The organism is Alcaligenes faecalis, from assembly GCF_005311025.1.
GTDB lineage: Bacteria > Pseudomonadota > Gammaproteobacteria > Burkholderiales > Burkholderiaceae_B > Alcaligenes > Alcaligenes phenolicus.
Genome location: NZ_CP031747.1, coordinates 680,460 through 697,794 on the forward strand (window position 1 = coordinate 680,460; position 17,335 = coordinate 697,794).

Consider the following 17,335-nt stretch of genomic DNA (forward strand, 5'->3'; position numbering starts at 1 on the left):
TGATGTGAGCGAGAGGCGCTACATATATTTTTTGAGGGAAGCCACTGTGGTGCTGAGCGTTGCAGCAACCAGCGCGGTGAAAATCAGAACCATGTAAGCGGGGTTGAAGCCACCGAAGGGCCAAGTCAAATACAGTCCGAATCCGCCAGTCAGCGCCCAGGCGGTGTATCGCTTAGCGTGGTGATATACAAAGGAGGACTCACGGCCGCCGCTCCACCGGCGCAAGTCACGCCGTACCAGGCCATCGACCGCACCCACTAGGCACGCAAGAACGAAGGCTGGCAGCGCATAAAGGGCAATCGAAAGTCGAAGCGCTACATCCATGGCGACATACATGGAAAGCACGAGTACCGTGCTGATAAATTGGCTGGCATCAGCGCCAATCGTTTTCAGCCTGGAGGAGAGGCTGTTGCCGTTTGCCTTTATTTCTTGTGCACGACGAAGGGCCTGTTGACGCTGCATGGCGGGGTCATGGCTATTGGCATACCACTGCAAGATTCCGAACTTCTCGTAAGGCCATGAGATGTAGCCGAGCATCTTGTTTGAGAAGGCCACTGTATTGGGAATAATCAGGCTCTTCGGGGCAGCCTCGATATAGCTCAGGTCCTGCTCCACGATAGAGCGAGCATGGCCCGTGCCTTGGTCTTTCCAAATCGTATGAATGCCGGCCAGTTCTATGAACAATCCCAGCACACACGCTGAGACAGAGACCATAAGCAAACCCATGACCATCTCAAATGTCATCAAAATGGGGCCGCGAGTGGTGGGCTTAACAGGGCGGCTGGTCGAGTTGGTACTCATCCGTGCCCCCTTGTGATCAGGCCCATCGTGTCAGTGTTTATCGCGCTGTTGCTTTGAGTGTCGTCATCGGGGTCAGGATCCTGCACCGCCAGATCAGTGGCGATCATGCCCGTGCCATCGGCGATTGGCTGGCTATTGAGCCAGTTTTCAGTGAACCAGTCGGTTTCACTGGCCCATTGCTCGGAAGTCCGGTAGCGGGCCTTCATTTGCGCGGCGACGTTTTGCAAAGACTGCGGTACAAATTCGTCGTTTCTTGCATCAGCCAACGGAATTCGGATCTTGAAGCGTCGATTGCCTTCAAGTAGCGCAAAGGCTTGGCCTTGCGGTAGTTCCAGCACATCGGCTGGCTCAATCATAGGGACCTTGGTTTTGGTCCAGATATCATCGTTGCGACTGATGAAATCGACGCCGGTGCCTTGGGCGGCGGTGTCTGTGACGCCTGACATTGGCGTGAGATGGACCACCTCGACTTCGGGAACCTGGTCCGTCAGCAGCTTGGCCGTAGTGACACTACGCACGCGCAGCATGACCAGGTGGTTAAAGTTGTCCAGGATCTGGCCCGCTTTGGCCTTATCTCCGACTTTTGCCTCAATATCAAATGCTGACTGTGTGTACGCGGTGATCCGAAAGCCCGAGCCCCCCAGCTTGTTCACCATGGGCACAAATTCAGGGCCTGCAATCTCATTGACCTCGTCAAAGTGCGCACAAATGGTCGGCAACACGATTTTTCCGTCTGGGGCATGAGGGTCCAGTCCGGTCTTGTAGAGTTTGCCGCCCACGCTGACCAAGTCGGCCAGCATGGAATTACCGACCGCAGAGCTGACCACGGAATCAGAGAGGGCATCTAAGCCTACGTAGACCACGCCTCCCTGCCGGATGACGCTCATCCAGTCGAAGATGGGACGCTTATCGGTTTGGTCGTAATAGTCAGGTGAGATCAGTTTGCCTACTGCGCCGGTGGTCAACTTCTCCAGGAATGGCCCCAAGGACGCGATGATCTTTTCGTAGAAACTACGCTCATAGCTAAAGGCGGCTGCCAGTCCTGCGAGGACCGTATCGTTGATCTTGGCCTCTTTGATGAGCAAAAACATTGCTACAAATTCGGGCTGTCGATCGGCCAAGGCTCTTGGCACCGGCGGCGCGGTTTTGCGATCCTGCAGCGCGAGCTCAAGGCTGGCCAGTCTTACTTCCCAGTCGATCAGACGGCCTTGGCGGGCTTGTTGGCCAAACACCATGCGGGCATAGTCCATGAACAGACCATCAATGCCGGTCACATCTTTGAGCAAGGCTTCATAGGTCGGGACACGACCCAGCGCAACTTGGGCCTGAGCCACAATATTGGTAAAACGCCAGGAGAACTCTTTAAAAGCGGCGGAGTTTCCGCTGCTGGGCAAGGCGTTGGTGGCACGAGTGGCGACTTCGGTGATACGGGAGAAGTTGCCGATGCCGTTGTACCTGGCTGAGATCTCGGGGTAGCCAAGATGGAACATGTAGAACTGGTCCAGGCGGCCTGCACGAGCGCATTCGGCATACATACGCAGCATCAGATCGGCATCCCCCTTGGGATCGATCACGATAGTGACGTGCCCAGCATGAATGTCCTGGGTGGCAAATAACTCCAGCAGCCTGGTCTTGCCCACGCGCGTGGTGCCCATGACCAGCATGTGTCCATTGCGAGAAGATTGGCGAATCTTGACGGGGGCTTCGTCCATGCTGCCCACGCCATGCACGATGGGTGAGCCACCTAAGTCTGGATGAGGCTGCAATGGGTTGAGCCAATGATCAATGCCCGCAATTCCTGCAATGGCTCGCACAATGGGTTTGACGGGGCCTTTGCCTTGCGCTTGTTCGATGGCTTTTGAACCCAGGCTGCGTAGAGCCAGCTCTTTGCCCGATGGACGCACAAAACGCTTGGCCTGCGGTTGCAAGGCTTCACGTTTACGTTGTGTGTGCGCTTGCGACCACTCGAACCCTTCGCCCAGGTAAAACTCGCCCGGTGCCACGGGAATTTTGGCGGGAGCAATTTTCGTGACTTTGTAGTATTTCAGGTGATGGTGATAACGCTTGATCCGCATCGCCTGCTTAAAGCGGACCCCGCCAAAGTAGCCCGATCCTGCTGCTGCAACGTAGCCCAAAGAAGGGGGCATCATCAGCGCCCAAGGCGCCAGGGCAGCCGTGGCCGTGACGGACCAGGCCGTTGCCGCACTCCAAATTTCGACAGGTGGACGCAGTAACGCTTCCAAGACGGCGTTATTTTTCATGCGCTTCACCTCGTTCAAAACCTTCTGAGAAGATGATCTGTCGCGCTTGACCGTCCAAGCCAATCAGCACGGGATAGACAGTCACATGCGCTGCGGCAAGACGGCTCTGTAACCAGTGGCCGGGATCAGGGACGATTGGCAATGCGTTGGCTTGTCGCTGGATGTCTTTAAAGCGTTTTTCACTGGCTGCGGATACCACAATGACAGTGGCCTGCAGAGAAAGCAGGCGTTCCAAATGGAGCTTGAGCCATTCTTCTGAGCCTTTGTCGTCACCCACAATGGCTAATGTTTGGGTCATCCATTTTGGGTTAAATACTGGAACAGCCGATGGCTTAAGCACGCCAGGTTGTAGCAAGTTCGACGTCAGCGGAAACTGGATGCCGGCACCAACACCAGGTTGGTCTGCACCTGAAATTAAGGCCGAATAATAGGAAACAGCCGGAACCGAATCGTCCAGGACGACCGGTGCAGTCTGAGCGTTGACCGAGCTGGAGATCAGTGTGGTCGCTGCAAAGAAGGCGAGGGCGAGATTACGGTGCATATCGCCTCCAACCGGTTGAAGTGGCCAGTTCCGACGCATCTAAGCCCAGGTTGGCTAATTTGTTGAAAACGCCACGGCTATAGCGATTGCCGCGGCTGATTCGTTCTTGCGTATTTCTGGAGCCCGTGTGATAGAGAGCGACCGCCAAACGCCAGGAACTGTTGCGGTCAAAGTGTTCACGCAGAATTTGTGCACCTACATCGAGATTGGGGTAGGGATCCAGAGCACGTTCAAAGCTTTGGAGCTTGTCGTTGTGGTAGCCCCAGTTCACCTGCATCGCACCGCAATCCACATTGCGGATACCTCTGACATCCACATACTTGCGCAAGGCCTTGAGGGTGGCCTCATAGGAGCCATAGCGCTTAGCAGCACCTCTGACGCACAGAGTCCAAGGGTAGGGCAGCGTCTGCCGACCAAATTTCATTTGCGACTCTTGCAGTGCCACGCCGTAAAGCAGCCACGGATCTATGTTCCAGCGCTGTCCCGCCCAGTCATAAGCGCGGGGTGGCAACAAGGATGCCGTCACGATCGGCGCACCAGGACGGGTGCGTGTGCGAGGCATCTGACGAACATAGCCGTGGGGGATAGTCGTCTGCTCCTGGGGTGTGATCTTGGGCTCAATGCGCACAGCCGTATCTGACCAATATGGCCACCATTGCGGGTCCAGGCCTTCAGGCTGCGCCAGCTCCGATTGCGCAGGTGCAGCCATTGCCCACGAGCGCGTCATGACGCCACTGGCCGTCAGTGCCGTGAGGGCGCCAAGAAACTGTCGGCGGTGCATGGGGGTACCCATCACTTCGCAGAGCCCTGTGCCGGCACACTTTGAGTCAGAGGTGTGTAGCCCGGAGCGGGGGTCTCGATGATGGCCGTGCGCGGCACGTTCAATGTGTCAGCCGCACCTACCGTGGCGGGAACGGGTGGGATTTGACTGAAATTGACAACTGGCTCATTTGGGTAAAGGCGTGCCATCGCTTCGGTGAAAGCACGATTCCATGCCAATGAGCGCTCCACGTCGGCATGAAAGGCGCGGGCGAACATTTCGGCATACTTACGGCGCTCTGCTTCCGAGGTCGCGTGAATGCCCAGCGCTTCGATAGGCGAGAGGTTTTCCACCGAGAATGCTTTGCGAGGGCCTTCCAGCAAGGTTTTGGCGCGCAACATTTCTTCGTCGGTTAAGCCCCAAATATTGGCGCGCAGGCGATCTACGGCATCCAGCGCAATCGGATTACGTCCTTGTGACTGCGTAGCATTGGCGACTTCTTCGGTACGCTGCTGAGCGGTGGCCTGGGTTTGCGAATGCGCCATCGCAGGGAAAAACAGGGGCAGGCTGATGGCTGCTGCTTTGATTTTCATAAGGCGCGGCATCACTGGCCCTCCACAGTTAATTTGGTGGTTTTTCCGTTTACGAGAAAAGAGGCGCTGCGCTCGGATGCGCTTGCGCTTTGCAGCGTGACGCCGTTGACGGTGTCACCTGGTCGCATCACTAAGGTTTGGTTGTCGCTTGCGCGTGTACTGGCGACGACAACGGAGGGTTTGCCATCCCACATATCGACTGAGACCAGACGAACGCTTGGCTTCGGTGCGGCCTTGGCTCGACGAGTGACCGGCTTTTTCACGGGGGCAGGTTCAACAACTGGCACCGCCTCTGGTTCTGGTTCAGGTGTAGGTGCAGGTGTGGACAGAGCAATCAACTGTTCGTTTTGTTGTAAGAGCTCATTGAGTAACTGCCTGATTTCGTTGACATCACGTTGCAGGGACGAGATTTGCACCTCAAATGTTGGTGTTTCTTGAACGGCGTACGAGGCTTGCGATGTTTCAAGGTTCGATGGGAACGACTCTCCGAGATCAATGGAAAGTTCTTGGAATTCCGTTGACTCTGCCGTGTCTATCGGATCTGTTCCCATGGGCATGTCAGAAGCTTTTTCTACATTGCCTAGTTCACTGGTGGTGGGAGCAGGGGAGGGCTCAGAACCCTTTTCCTCATCCTCAACAGGGGCGACCTGGTCTTCGATTTCAGCCAGTGAAGGTTCGGCTGCCGACAAGGCGGCTGTTTGCTCAACCACAGGTTGGTTAAACAGGTATTTCCAGCTCAAGAAAAGGACAGCAAAAAGCACCAACGCCAGGATTAGCTTCCACGGATAGCCTGTCTTTTTCTTGAGCGTTGGAGCATCGGTAAGCGCTGCGGATGCCAATGGGGATGGCGTAACGCTGGCTGCTTGCGGTTGATTTTCTTGTTCAGCAAAGAAATCGGTGACTGCTTCATTGTTTTGCGTCTCGGTCAGGGGATCCACTACAGACGAAAACACGGGCTCCACGTTCTGTTTTTCAACGCTTGCCGTTGGTTCTTTGCGAGAGAACAAAATTTGCATGACTGTTCGCAAGACACCTGGCTTGTTTGGGGTAGCGTCCTCCAACTCACGACGGGAGTCATAGTCGTGTTGATCCAGCTTTTCTTGGCGTTCACGCTCAAGCTGCTGGTCTTGCTCCATTCGTTCATGTTCCAAGCGCTCGAGCCGTTCACGCTCTAGCTGCTCGGCTTGCTCCCGGCGGCGAAGATCGTCTTGCTGCTGTTGCCATTGTTGATCTTGTTGGTTCATGGCTGCACCCCGCTGATGCGCTCGGTCAGGGGCAACCACGGCTTTTTAGGGTCAACTGTGACGGGGTAGGTTTGGGCGTGGAGCCAATTCTGTGTCAGTTCGACGCCTGACAGAGTCGGCTGTGCCGCTAGACTGATCCACAGTCTGCGACGGATGGGGTCCTCGTCCCAGCGCCAGGTCTCACCTACGAGTGCATTTAGGACATCACGCACTCGATACGTGCCCAGCGACCGCTGGGACTCTGGAAGGGGTAAGCGAAGAAACTGCGCGGCTTCTAGCGACAGCTTGGAGCGATCAAGCTGCCAGCCAGTCCGTTTGAGGGTGTACTCAATCGCACCATCAATGGTGGCTACGTCTTGACGTGGGTAAGTCAGTGCCACAAACACAGACAGGGGATCAGAAACGCTATGCCCTGGTGTGCTGGCTTGTGTGCTGTATTGTCCTATTCGCACCTGTGTGCCGTTGTCGTAGGTATCCCCGACCTGGGCTTGGGCCTGCAACGCCAAAACAGCCAGTGGCGCGGCAACAGCGAGTCTAGCTGTCCAGCTCATGAAGTACTCCATCCGATTGAGAATGGCGTTCAGTGTTGCAAAGGCACCCCAAGGTGTCGCTCGTTAACCCAAGGTCACGTAACACGGGGTTTCAGCTTGACGAAAACAGTTATGTGCGTTATCCGCGCGGCCTGCTATATGCGTTTTTGAGTAAGTGAAGAAAGGGTATTCAAGTTAAAATGTTTTGCATTGCACAATACAACTAGAACAAGAATGTGTTGACGGACTGCCGGGGCGTCAATCCGCTACTGGGAAAAGGTTGCTACGGGTCAAGGGCCTTATCCAAAGGGCCGCCGTCCACCTAAAAATCCGGTGGCCGTCGGGAAAGGCTTTACAGGTAGGGGAAAAGGGGGCTTACGGGTTACGCAGCGCTTCACCCAGGGGCTGGGTGAAGCGCTGCAAATGGCCTCGGCCAGCATAGCGGGCTGTGACTTATCAGAACTTAACGTTGCGCGCAAGCGAGAACCCTAGGTTACGTCGCACCCGGTATCGCGTTGAGAGATAGCAAACCGCTTTGTAGAGTGGCCGCTATGACTATCCTCGCCCACACGTACCTAGACGAGCATCCATACCCCGATCCTGGGTTCCCCCATTTTGGGCGTGATGCGCACGACCGTGCTCATGCGATTTACCGCATTGTCGAACACCTGACTGAGCTCGGATTGGCTGAATGGGTCCCCCATTTTTCAGCCTGGCTATCGCGCTATGACGGATTAGAAATTTATGCCGAGGATGAAGATGATCCTCATCTGTGTGTGAGAGAGATTTTGAAGAATCATTGTCAGAACCTGGCGCAAGAAAGCAGCCAGGCCGTAGATCTCGCAGGGCGCAAAGAGAGCATTGTTGACGATATTTTGCAGCAGCCATTTGTCCATTATCGGGCTCACTGGGGCAAAAACATGCTGCCTGATCCTGATTCAATTCAATGGAATCCACTGCAGATGAGCTGGTTCCATTTCCTGCAGCAGGGCGACCCTCAACATCCCACTGAGTCACTGCATATTTTGCTCACATTGCGACATCCTCGTCCGACTCTGGAGACGTTGCGAGCCCATTTGCTTGAACGTTAGAGCATGACTCACCGCCGAACCCCGCCTTGGATCTCGAAGTTCTCCACTTTTATTCCGCGACGCGCCTCCAGTACGACTAAGCCCGCACCGGTTCCGCCACCTCCAAGCCCCCCACCAGTTCCAGTTGCCCAACGTGTAGCAGGGCGGGAGGAAGGGTGGTTGCGTGTTCTTGAGTCTGATGACTTGATCCGTCTACTGAAAGCTCAAAAAGCGGTTCATCAAATGTTCCTGCAGTCTCGCGTAGCAGATCCTGTTTTTAGACGAGATTTCATCCCAGCTATCCGACGATATGCAGAATACGTCCAGCTCATGCCTGCCTCAGAAGCACACCATCACGCCCACGCTGGTGGTTTGTTGGCCCATACGCTGGAGATGGTATTGGCAGCCATGACCTGGCGAAACGCGCATTTTTTACCGACGAATGCTCCCGTTGAGCAGATTGACGCCGAGCGTGATCAGTGGACCTATGTGGTCTTCTACGCGGCACTGCTTCATGATATTGCCAAACCGATGACGGACCTACGGATCTTATGGCGAGGCGGGGCGATGGATGAACCGTTGCGATGGAAACCTCTGGCTGGCTCCTTGTTCGAAGTGGGGCAGGGGCGTCTGGATCTGGAGTATCGGGTCGAGTTTGAGCCAAAAGCCAGCCGGGACTACCAGGCCCATAATCGCCTGGCACTGACCTTGCTTCATCAGATTGCCCCAAAATCTGCATTAACTTTTTTGTCTCAAACGCCTCACGCCTTTGATGCGCTGACTCATTATTTGTCTGGCCACAAGGATGGATTATTGGCTGACATTATCAAACGCGCTGACCAGGCCTCCACCAGCAACGCATTGATGAAGGGCAGTAAGGCTCGTTTTGCGACAGCCAATGCAGTACCGCTGGTGGATTTACTCATGCAAGCGCTCAAAAGCATGTTGCAGTCTGGAACGGAATTGCCGCTAAATCGCACTGGAGCTGCCGGATGGGTGTATGACGGCTCGGTGTGGTTTGTGGCTAAGCGTTTGGCCGATGCCACGCGGGCCTGGATTAAAAAGCATGAACCTGACGAGTCTGTACCTGGTGAGGCCAAGAACGATAGGCTGTTTGACACATGGCAGGAATATGGAATCTTGCAAGTCAGTCCTCATTCTGGCCAAGCGATTTGGCACGTTGAAATCAACGGCCAAACGCCAGCGACAGAAGAGGGCGCAGAAGCCCATCAATATCGACACAGACTAAGTGTGCTGCGCTTTCCACTGTCAAAGCTCTATGATGATCCAAACTTATACCCACCGGCGATGTCCGGAGAGATCCATGTTCGGGCCAAACGTGGCGATGATGAGTTTGAAACGGAAACTGTCCCAGGTGTTGATGGCACTGAACATAGCCCTGACACAACAGTCACTCATGCCACAGCTGATCCAGAGCACATCGATGAAGGAGCATTGACGCAAAAGGTGGCCACAACGGCCAAAACTGCTTCAGCTCGTTCCCAAACTGCAGCACCCAAGCGTAATCTTGTACCAGCAATGGAGTTTAGAAAGCCCAAAAATGCGTCAACTGGCGCAGCCAAGCGGCAAACACCGAAAAATGCCGCAACGCAAAGCGGCAACCAGCCCAAACCTGTGCCAACCTCAAGCAATACTCACCAAACTGCTTCAATTCAGGTATACGACGACGAGACGGTGATTTTGCCAGCCGAACTCGCCGTAGATGGCTTTGATGTTGACGATGACTTTCTGGATGAAGCTGATACAGCATCCAACATTATTCATCGCAGCCCACCGCAAGCGTCGCATAAGCCCACGCCTGTGAACTCAGCGCCGACAGCAACGGTTAGCAGCGCACGCCCAGGCAAAAAATCACATCAACATGAAGCAACAGCCATAGCTGCAGCAAAGGCTAAAAGTGTTGTGCCAGCCTCTGTTGAGCACACACCTGGAGCATTACCAGCCTTACCGACGCCTAAAGCGTCGGTTTTTGAGCCAGAGCTTGCTCCAAAGACACAGGCAAAATCTCAACGTATGTTCAGCCAGGCAAGCACCACGCCGGTCGTGTTGACACCTAGCTTGCCAGAATTGCCGCATGAGGCCCCTGTGAAAGAACCCAGCGAAGCGGCGACGGCGTTTATCCAGTGGCTGCAGCAAGGCTTGGCCAGCCGTGAGATTAAGTACAACGAATCTGGGGCCCCCGTGCATTTTGTAGAAGAAGGCATGGCACTGATTTCACCCAAGATTTTCAAGCTCTACGCGGCTCAAACAGGGCCTGAAGAACAGGCCGATGCCATGGGGATGCAGATTCAGCGAGAGGTTATCAAAGCTGGGTGGCATCGGATGCGGCAAGTAGAAGGTGGTGGCAAGGTCAACATCTTGCGCTACCAGATCATTGGCAAAGGAAATGTGCCGATCGCCTCGCTGGCGGCGGTGGTGTTGATGGACCCGGACCGGTTTGTTTTACCCGTGCCGCCCGTCAATCCAGTATTGAAGTTGGATCGTTGAATGAAGGGGATGTTTGACACAGGATAAAGTGCTGTGCTACCGTCCGATCAGTCGTGCAATTCAACGTTTCGACGGGGTTTCGGTTTAGATTACTGTGAGGTGCCTAACTTCACATAATGCAAAAGACTGCTGAACAGGCTCGTTTTCCTCCCTAGAGGACGGCTGGGAAACATCGCATAATGTATATTATGTAAAGTCGATAATCGATAGACTTTAGCCCCATTCCCTTAAGCACCTGTTTTTACCGCTTTTCACTCCTCTCTCTGCTTCCGGATTATTTTTGCTCTGAAGGTAGTTAAGTCTTCTCTTGCATGGTTATAGTGAGCAGCTATGTAAATCGGAGCAAAGCACCATGGGCCATGTACTACAGTTTGCCGAACGCGATCCCAGCTTGAGTGATGACTTGGCCAAGGCGCAGATTGAAATCCTGCGTGAAGCCTTGCTGTCCAAGCAGTACGAACGTCTGGATAAGGCAGATCAAACCCTGCTGATCGTGGTGGCAGGTATGGACGGTGTGGGTAAAGGCTCTGCTATCAATACCTTGAACACGTGGCTGGACCCTCGCCATGTGCACACTCTGGCGTTCGGCAAGTTAAGTGAAGAAGAAGCCATGCGCCCTTTGATGTGGCGTTATTGGAATAGCTTGCCCGCTCGTGGTCAGACGGGTTTGGTGTTTGGTTCCTGGTACGCGCCTTTGATGAAAGAACTGGGCCGTAAAGAACCGGATCCGGCCAAGATTGCTTTGTATACCCATCTGATCAATCGTTTTGAAGCGCAGTTGGCCTATCAAGGCGTGCAGGTTTTGAAGCTGTGGTTCCATCTTTCTGCGCAGGCTCAACTGGATCGATGCGCTACCTTGATGGCTGATCCTAGTACTGCCTGGCGTGTCAGCAAGGCTGACCTGAAAGTTCATAAGCAATTCAATCGTTTGCGCAATGCCGCGACGCAAACTATCAATCTGACTCATCGGAATTACGCCCCTTGGGTTGTTATCCCTAGCGCAGATAAGAACCTGCGTGATGTGTCTTTGGCCAAGGTGGTGTTGCAGGCCATGGACAAGCCTATTGTCCCGCGTCAGGTGAAAGAGCCGCATGCCTTCCCGTTTCGCTTGAACGTCCCGACTGCTTCGCTTCAGTCCCCTCCTCCTGAAGAATCTGTGCAGGATTACGACGCCGAGCTTTTGCATTGGCAGGGCCGTTTATCCTGCGCGGTGCGTAGCAAAGCTTTCCGCAAGCACTCTTTGGTACTGGTGTTTGAGGGGCGGGATGCAGCGGGTAAAGGCGGCACTATTCGCCGTTTGACCGAAGCTCTGGACGTGCGCACTTACGATATCCACCCTATTTCTGCCCCTAATGCTGTGGAGCTGGCACGCCCTTATCTATGGCGTTTCTGGCGCAAATTGCCGCGTCTGGGGGAAATTTCGATTTTTGATCGATCCTGGTATGGCCGTGTGCTGGTGGAGCGAGTGGAAAAATTGATTTCCCGCGCCGCTTGGCATCGCTCTTACGAGGAAATCAACGAATTTGAGGCACAGTTGCTGGCCAACGGTACGGCTGTGATCAAGTTCTGGCTGGATATTGATAAGGACGAGCAGCTCAAACGCTTCAAGGCCCGCGAGGAAACGCCCTTCAAGAATTACAAGATTACGGAAGACGATTGGCGTAACCGGGAGAAATGGACGGCGTATCAACGCGCGGCGGAGGAAATGTTCGCCCAGACCGATACTCACATGGCACCTTGGCATATTGTGCCCAGCAAGGACAAAAAAGCCGCCCGTATTCAGGTTCTGCGTACGGTCGTCGAGACGCTGGAGTCTTTGGATGAGCACATGATCAGCCTGAATGAGCCGGCCTTGTCTGATCAGGTCAGTGAGCAGGTATAAGGATGCACGTGCTTTTTTACCGACAAGGCTTTACTTCGGTTAGGCGTATTGTCGATTTGCTTTGACGATGAGCCTTATAAATCCTGCCGTGCTGCCAGGCTAAGGATTTTGCGCCAACGTTTGGCTTCTGCGGTATGGGCAGGCTGGATTTCCCAACTTTGCGTTGGGTTACGCAAAGTCAGCGTCAATCCCCTGCCCTGCAGCTCGACTGAGTCTATATCCGCAAAAATAAACGCTCGTGTTCCCTGCCCCGTTTGAATCTGACCGCGTTTTTGCAGGGCATCCAGGCGTATTGAACCGTCGGGTAAAGCCAGTTCCAGAATACGCTGGCCTTGCTGCTTTTTGCCGTGAATGGCCAGATAACGGCGTCGCCATACGATGAAGGGGGCCACCAGAATGGCCGCTGCGATCAGCAGGCTCAAGATCGCGGCAATAACTCCGGCACTGGCACTGACCAGGCTAAAGAGCTGCATTCCACCATACACAAGCGCCGCAATAATCCCCAGGAACAGCAGGACGACGATGATGGGCATGGTGGAAAACTCCTTGTTTTAGCGGGCTTGGACTTTTACGGTGGCCGCGGCCTGGCGGGCGTTTGCACGGGCCGTTTCCAGATCAGCGTCTGCGGCCAATGCGACACCCATGCGGCGCTTTTCAAAGCTCTCGGGTTTGCCGAACAGACGGATATCGGTTTGCGGGATGCGCAAGGCTTCAGCCACATTCAGGAAATTCACGTCTTTTGCGTCTACACCGCCGTAGATCACGGCGCTGGCGCCGGGCATACGCAAGGCGGTATTCACAGGCAGGCCCAGAATGGCGCGTGCATGCAGTTCAAATTCCGACTGCCATTGGGTGGCCATGGTGACCATGCCGGTGTCGTGTGGACGGGGGCTGACTTCACTGAACCAGACCTGATCGCCCTTCACGAACAGCTCAACGCCAAACAAGCCCTGGCCGCCCAGGTTCTGGGTAACGGCTTGGGCAATATCGCGTGCGCTTTGCAGAGCTGCGGGACTCATGGGCTGGGGCTGCCAGCTTTCTACGTAGTCGCCATCTACCTGCTTGTGGCCGATGGGATCGCAGAACTGGGTTTCGATTTGGCCGTCTGCGCCTACGGCACGGACAGTCAATAAGGTGATTTCGTAGTCGAAGTCGATAAAGCCTTCAACTATGACGCGGCATTGGCTGACGCGGCCACCCGCCATGGCGTAGTCCCAGGCTTTGGCAACATCGTCCGGGCCGCTAATCTTGCTTTGACCCTTGCCCGAGCTGCTCATCAAGGGTTTGACGACGCAAGGGTAGCCAATCTTGTCGTCGATAGCGGCTTGAAGCTCTTCCAGCGATTCGCAGAACTGATAGGGGCTGGTGGGAACACCCAGGGTTTCAGCGGCCAGGCGGCGGATGCCTTCGCGGTCCATGGTCAGGCGAGCCGCACGGGCCGTCGGAATGACGCGTACCTTGCCTTGGGCTTCCAGCTCTTCCAGCACGCCGGTGGCAATGGCTTCAATCTCGGGCACAACCAGGGTGGGCTTTTCTTCTTCGATCAGGGCGCGCAATTGTTCGGCATCACTCATGGTGATGGTGCGCGAGTGATGGGCGACCTGCTGGCCAGGTGCGTTCTCGTAGCGGTCCACCGCTATGGTTTCTACCCCCAGGCGTTGCAGCGCAATCAGTACTTCTTTGCCCAGCTCTCCCGAGCCCAAGAGCATGATTTTGTCCGACGACGACGATAAAGGGGTGCCCAACAGGCTCATGGCGCGTGCTCCGCTGAAAATGAGAAATTCAAAAGCGGTATTGTAATGCAGGCGACGCCGGGTTTTTTTCAAGCAGGACTGCTTTGTCCGCCCTGCTGGCATACAGGCTTGCAGGGCGGATGTTTTCAAGGCTCTACCTCACGGGTCAGGCTACTCCACCATTAGCTGCGCCATCATGCCCAGGTCCTCGTGCTCCAGAATGTGGCAGTGGAACATGCGCAGGCCGGGCAATTCCTGGCGGAATGCTAGCCGGACCGTCTCATTGGGCCGCAGATTGACCGTGTCGCGCCAGGCCCGGAACGCCTCCGGTACGGACTGCATCCCGGTTTGGCGCGCCAATACCTGAAACTGTGTGCCGTGCAGATGGAAAGGATGGTCCATATGGGAATCGTTAATCACATCCCAGTACTGCCACTGCCCTGTTGGGCAACGCAGGTCGATGCGGTCCATGTCGTAGACCTGATTGTTGATACGGAACATGGAACGCATGGCAGCCATGCCGGGCATCATATCGTTATCCATGCCTGCCATACCCTGGTGGTTCATCTCGGATGAGTTTGTCATACCAGAACCGTGCCCAGACTGCATGTCATGGTTCATGGGCATGACTTCGCTGAACACGACTTTTGCGGTACTGGCGGCTGCTGGAATGGCAGGGATTGCGCGTAATTGCTTGGGCAGTTCGATTTCCTGATGGCGGATTTTCAGTGTTGCCAACGTCAGGGTTTCGGGACTTTCCTGCACCATCATTTTTTGCCGATCGTAATACAGTGCTTGCAAGCTGCTATCCAGATCTTTATCCACCTGGATAAAGAACTCCACCCGTTCGGCCGGGGCCAACAAAATCGACTCGGCCGCTGCCAAGGCTTGCTCTAACAGTCCGCCATCTGTACCGACTTGAACCAGACGGGCACCGGGGATGTGCAGCTTCAAATAACGGGCAGAACACGAGTTCCAGACACGGATGCGTTCTGCTGTGCTGGCCTGGATAAGGGGTTGGCGTTGACCATTCAGCAGCACGAACTGCCCTTCCCTGCCGTTCATCCAGTCGGGACCTGTGTTGGCCGGAATATGGCCATTAATGTCCAACCGCAGATCGCTAATGGCCCAGTGTTGCTCCGTATAGTCTTTCAACGGGTCTTTGGGAGAGCGGACAATAATTGTCCCGCCCAATCCGTGGGCGACTTGCTCACCGCTTTTGCCATGAGGGTGTGGGTGATACCAGTACGTACCGGCGCAGCCTTCGGGCAAGGTAAAGCGGTAGTAGCGGCTTTGTCCTGGCATCACCGCGTCTTGTGGGTTGCCGTCCTGATTAGAGGGAACCGGCAAACCGTGCCAGTGGATGGTAGTGGCCTGATCCAGCTGGTTTTCAAACTCGATTTCTACTTGGTCGCCCTCATACAGTTCGATCAGCGGGCCGGGAGCTTGGCCGTTGTAAAGCCAGAGTTCGGTGCTTTTTCCATCTGCCAGAACGCGTTGATGGGCAGCAGCAGTAATTTTGGCCTGGAAAAGCCCTTTTTTCTGACTACTGTTTTTAAGTACAGGTAGAGCTTGCAGAGCCTGGCCAGCCGGCATTTTTTCTATGGGCATCAGGCCTGGGCGGGTGCTCATGCCGTGACCGGGCATACCTTCAGACATGGAGCCGTGGTGCCCCATCATGCCCTGCCCCCAGCTTCGCATAGGCAGGCTACTCAAGAGGCTGGCACCCAAAGTCAGTTTAAAAAAATCGCGTCGTTTCATGGGTTTATCCCTATCAATCATCAATACACACGTACCACCCAGGCTGGATCAGCACAGGCTTTTAGCGCTTGGGCGGCAATTAAAACGAGATGATCAGGACGAGCGTGGAGGTGGCTGGGCGGGGCCAATCAGCCGGGAGACGTAGTTTTGATGCAGGGGGACGGGAGGGAAAACGGGCTGTAATGCCACCGCTTCAGGTGGTGGAGCCTGCGTCGCCAGACAAGCGCAGCAACCACTTTTCATTGGAGTGCTGCAATGGTTGGGAGCACTATGGTGAGATTGCCCCGACGAGGCATGTTGCGCTTGAACAGTGTTGCGATCCGTATTTTGAATCGTGGCGTGTGAGGCAAAGCTGCTACTCACACTCATGCTGGCAAAAAAAACAAGCAGGCCGACTAATAAAAGCCAGCCTATCGTTTTGCGAGATGAAATGGGTGCGCGCAGCATGGGCAAAAGCTTAGCATAAGCCTTCTGTGCATCGTTTGCGCTAAAACAGACCGTTACACGCAGTGGTCTATCCAGGCGATTGAAAGCGTAGCAAATCAGCCTTACGGATGGCTGGCATAGGCTGCTAAATAGATTTTATTGTTCAGGATCGTTCTTGATCAGGCGTCGCTTCAACCGTAGGGGGCGTACAGGCTGGCTTTGGGCTTGTTCCAGTTCCTGGCTGAGTCGTTGGGCTGTTTTGCGCGCCTCTTCATTCTCCCGCTCCAGCAAAGCAGCGCGAGTACGCAACATTTGCAATTGCCCCTGCATCTCTTTGGCTAAGTTATGGCTGATATCCATAGCCGCTTGCATCGCGCGGCGCTCGCCCTGCTCTTGCCCCAACTCCTGGCGCAGTTTCTGCATTTGATCCTGCTGTTTGTTCAGCTCCTGTTCGTGAGCTTGACGCTGGGTCTTGTTTGCTTGCTCGGCCTCTTCTATTTGCTGACGCAGTCGCGTTTGAATGGAGCGTTCCTTGTCGATTTCCAGTAAAGCACGGCGCTCGTTGGCCTGGGCGCGTTCTTCGGTCAGCTCAATAGCCTTTTGCAGCCGCTCCAAGTCCTGGGTGAATTGCTCACCTTGGCGGCGCAGTTCTTGTTGAACCAATTGTTTTTCGGTTTCCAGCTCGTTTTGACGTTGTTTGGCGTGCAGCAAGTCTTGTTTCAGAGCTGCTTGCACCTGACCGGCTGCCTGTATTTCTTCTTTCAGCTTTGCTATATGGGCTTGGGCATTTTTCAAGGCGCCCTGCTCTACTTCCAATGTCTGTTGGGCCTCCAGGGTTTGGGCTTGGGCCTGTGCGACGCGTTCATCAGCCTGAGTCTGGTAATGCAGCATTTGCTGCTTCGAGTGCCCCATCGCTTCTTGCCAGATACGACCCAGCAGATCCCCCGTCAGGGCTTGTAGCTCTTCGGGCATGTCGGCCACATCCAGCCGAACTCGACTTTTATCCCGCAAATCTTCCCAGAACGTCTGTAGTGCCTGAGCCGGAGCGCTCATGCTGCCTTTGCGCACCAATTGGTACAGCTTGTTGGCCGTAGGTGTGACGCCATAGCGGAAAAACAGGAGTGCGGCCACTTCTTTGTACAAAGTCTGCGTATGGCTGAAGCGATCACGTAATTGGGCAACATCGGCCAGGATTTGCCCCTCGTTTGGCTGGTTTTGCTCCATT

14 protein-coding genes are annotated in these 17,335 nt (G+C 54.8%); 3 read left to right on the forward strand and 11 right to left on the reverse strand.

Going from position 1 to position 17,335, the window contains the following annotated elements; translation table 11 throughout:
* Nucleotides 1-18: 18 nt before the first annotated feature.
* The 7 genes from D0C27_RS03150 to D0C27_RS03180 are packed head-to-tail and all read right to left on the reverse strand — an operon-like array spanning nt 19 to nt 6,751.
* Complete coding sequence (locus tag D0C27_RS03150; RefSeq protein ID WP_003799956.1) at nt 19-801, reverse strand: TIGR03747 family integrating conjugative element membrane protein; 783 nt, start codon at nt 799-801, stop codon at nt 19-21.
* Nucleotides 798-3,062, reverse strand: a complete 2,265-nt coding sequence (traD, locus tag D0C27_RS03155) for a type IV conjugative transfer system coupling protein TraD (protein ID WP_021446580.1) — start codon at nt 3,060-3,062, stop codon at nt 798-800. The genes D0C27_RS03150 and traD overlap by 4 nt, the downstream gene beginning before the upstream one ends.
* Nucleotides 3,052-3,603 carry a PFL_4695 family integrating conjugative element protein gene (locus D0C27_RS03160; RefSeq protein ID WP_045931319.1) on the reverse strand — a complete coding sequence of 184 codons (552 nt, stop codon included), beginning with the start codon at nt 3,601-3,603 and terminating at the stop codon, nt 3,052-3,054. The genes traD and D0C27_RS03160 overlap by 11 nt, the downstream gene beginning before the upstream one ends.
* Nucleotides 3,593-4,384, reverse strand: a complete 792-nt coding sequence (locus tag D0C27_RS03165; protein ID WP_021446581.1) for a transglycosylase SLT domain-containing protein — start codon at nt 4,382-4,384, stop codon at nt 3,593-3,595. The genes D0C27_RS03160 and D0C27_RS03165 overlap by 11 nt, the downstream gene beginning before the upstream one ends.
* An 11-nt stretch (nt 4,385-4,395) precedes the next feature.
* On the reverse strand, nt 4,396-4,956 hold the full coding sequence (locus D0C27_RS03170) for a hypothetical protein (RefSeq protein ID WP_234354295.1): 561 nt from the start codon (nt 4,954-4,956) through the stop codon (nt 4,396-4,398).
* An 11-nt stretch (nt 4,957-4,967) separates the two neighbouring features.
* Entirely contained in the window at nt 4,968-6,200 is a 1,233-nt protein-coding gene (locus tag D0C27_RS03175; protein ID WP_137430400.1) for a hypothetical protein, read from the reverse strand.
* On the reverse strand, nt 6,197-6,751 hold the full coding sequence (locus tag D0C27_RS03180) for a hypothetical protein (protein WP_045931322.1): 555 nt from the start codon (nt 6,749-6,751) through the stop codon (nt 6,197-6,199). The genes D0C27_RS03175 and D0C27_RS03180 overlap by 4 nt, the downstream gene beginning before the upstream one ends.
* Before the next feature lie 530 nt (nt 6,752-7,281).
* Between D0C27_RS03180 and D0C27_RS03185 the strand changes: the two genes are divergently transcribed.
* The 3 genes from D0C27_RS03185 to pap all read left to right on the forward strand — a co-directional run bounded on the left by D0C27_RS03185 (nt 7,282) and on the right by pap (nt 12,190).
* On the forward strand, nt 7,282-7,821 hold the full coding sequence (locus D0C27_RS03185; protein ID WP_137430401.1) for a hypothetical protein: 540 nt from the start codon (nt 7,282-7,284) through the stop codon (nt 7,819-7,821).
* A gap of 159 nt (nt 7,822-7,980) precedes the next feature.
* Nucleotides 7,981-10,308 carry a MobH family relaxase gene (gene mobH / locus D0C27_RS03190; protein ID WP_137430402.1) on the forward strand — a complete coding sequence of 776 codons (2,328 nt, stop codon included), beginning with the start codon at nt 7,981-7,983 and terminating at the stop codon, nt 10,306-10,308.
* Nucleotides 10,309-10,660: 352 nt separating this feature from the next.
* A complete protein-coding gene (gene pap, locus D0C27_RS03195) occupies nt 10,661-12,190 on the forward strand; it encodes a polyphosphate:AMP phosphotransferase (RefSeq protein WP_137430403.1) in 1,530 nt (509 codons plus the stop codon).
* 74 nt (nt 12,191-12,264) lie between these two features.
* Here the strand turns inward: pap and D0C27_RS03200 are convergent, their stop codons facing one another.
* From D0C27_RS03200 to D0C27_RS03215, 4 genes are all read right to left on the reverse strand, one after another.
* A complete protein-coding gene (locus D0C27_RS03200; RefSeq protein WP_035271590.1) occupies nt 12,265-12,723 on the reverse strand; it encodes a hypothetical protein in 459 nt (152 codons plus the stop codon).
* An 18-nt stretch (nt 12,724-12,741) separates the two neighbouring features.
* Nucleotides 12,742-13,944 carry a formate-dependent phosphoribosylglycinamide formyltransferase gene (gene purT, locus D0C27_RS03205; RefSeq protein WP_060185305.1) on the reverse strand — a complete coding sequence of 401 codons (1,203 nt, stop codon included), beginning with the start codon at nt 13,942-13,944 and terminating at the stop codon, nt 12,742-12,744.
* Between the two features lie 150 nt (nt 13,945-14,094).
* The gene (locus D0C27_RS03210) at nt 14,095-15,684 is read right to left on the reverse strand and encodes a multicopper oxidase family protein (RefSeq protein ID WP_137430404.1); all 1,590 of its coding nucleotides are present in this window, start codon (nt 15,682-15,684) and stop codon (nt 14,095-14,097) included.
* Between the two features lie 582 nt (nt 15,685-16,266).
* Nucleotides 16,267-17,334 carry a DNA-binding protein gene (locus D0C27_RS03215; protein ID WP_137430405.1) on the reverse strand — a complete coding sequence of 356 codons (1,068 nt, stop codon included), beginning with the start codon at nt 17,332-17,334 and terminating at the stop codon, nt 16,267-16,269.
* Nucleotide 17,335 lies beyond the last annotated feature (1 nt).

Bases quoted from the DNA above. Each gene is read 5' to 3' on its own strand.
- D0C27_RS03150 (WP_003799956.1), bottom strand. From the start codon at position 801: ATGAGTACCAACTCGACCAGCCGCCCTGTTAAGCCCACCACTCGCGGC.
- traD (WP_021446580.1), bottom strand. From the start codon at position 3,062: ATGAAAAATAACGCCGTCTTGGAAGCGTTACTGCGTCCACCTGTCGAA.
- D0C27_RS03160 (WP_045931319.1), bottom strand. From the start codon at position 3,603: ATGCACCGTAATCTCGCCCTCGCCTTCTTTGCAGCGACCACACTGATC.
- D0C27_RS03165 (WP_021446581.1), bottom strand. From the start codon at position 4,384: ATGCACCGCCGACAGTTTCTTGGCGCCCTCACGGCACTGACGGCCAGT.
- D0C27_RS03170 (WP_234354295.1), bottom strand. From the start codon at position 4,956: ATGAAAATCAAAGCAGCAGCCATCAGCCTGCCCCTGTTTTTCCCTGCG.
- D0C27_RS03175 (WP_137430400.1), bottom strand. From the start codon at position 6,200: ATGAACCAACAAGATCAACAATGGCAACAGCAGCAAGACGATCTTCGC.
- D0C27_RS03180 (WP_045931322.1), bottom strand. From the start codon at position 6,751: ATGAGCTGGACAGCTAGACTCGCTGTTGCCGCGCCACTGGCTGTTTTG.
- D0C27_RS03185 (WP_137430401.1), top strand. From the start codon at position 7,282: ATGACTATCCTCGCCCACACGTACCTAGACGAGCATCCATACCCCGAT.
- pap (WP_137430403.1), top strand. From the start codon at position 10,661: ATGGGCCATGTACTACAGTTTGCCGAACGCGATCCCAGCTTGAGTGAT.
- D0C27_RS03200 (WP_035271590.1), bottom strand. From the start codon at position 12,723: ATGCCCATCATCGTCGTCCTGCTGTTCCTGGGGATTATTGCGGCGCTT.
- purT (WP_060185305.1), bottom strand. From the start codon at position 13,944: ATGAGCCTGTTGGGCACCCCTTTATCGTCGTCGTCGGACAAAATCATG.
- D0C27_RS03210 (WP_137430404.1), bottom strand. From the start codon at position 15,684: ATGAAACGACGCGATTTTTTTAAACTGACTTTGGGTGCCAGCCTCTTG.
- D0C27_RS03215 (WP_137430405.1), bottom strand. From the start codon at position 17,334: ATGGAGCAAAACCAGCCAAACGAGGGGCAAATCCTGGCCGATGTTGCC.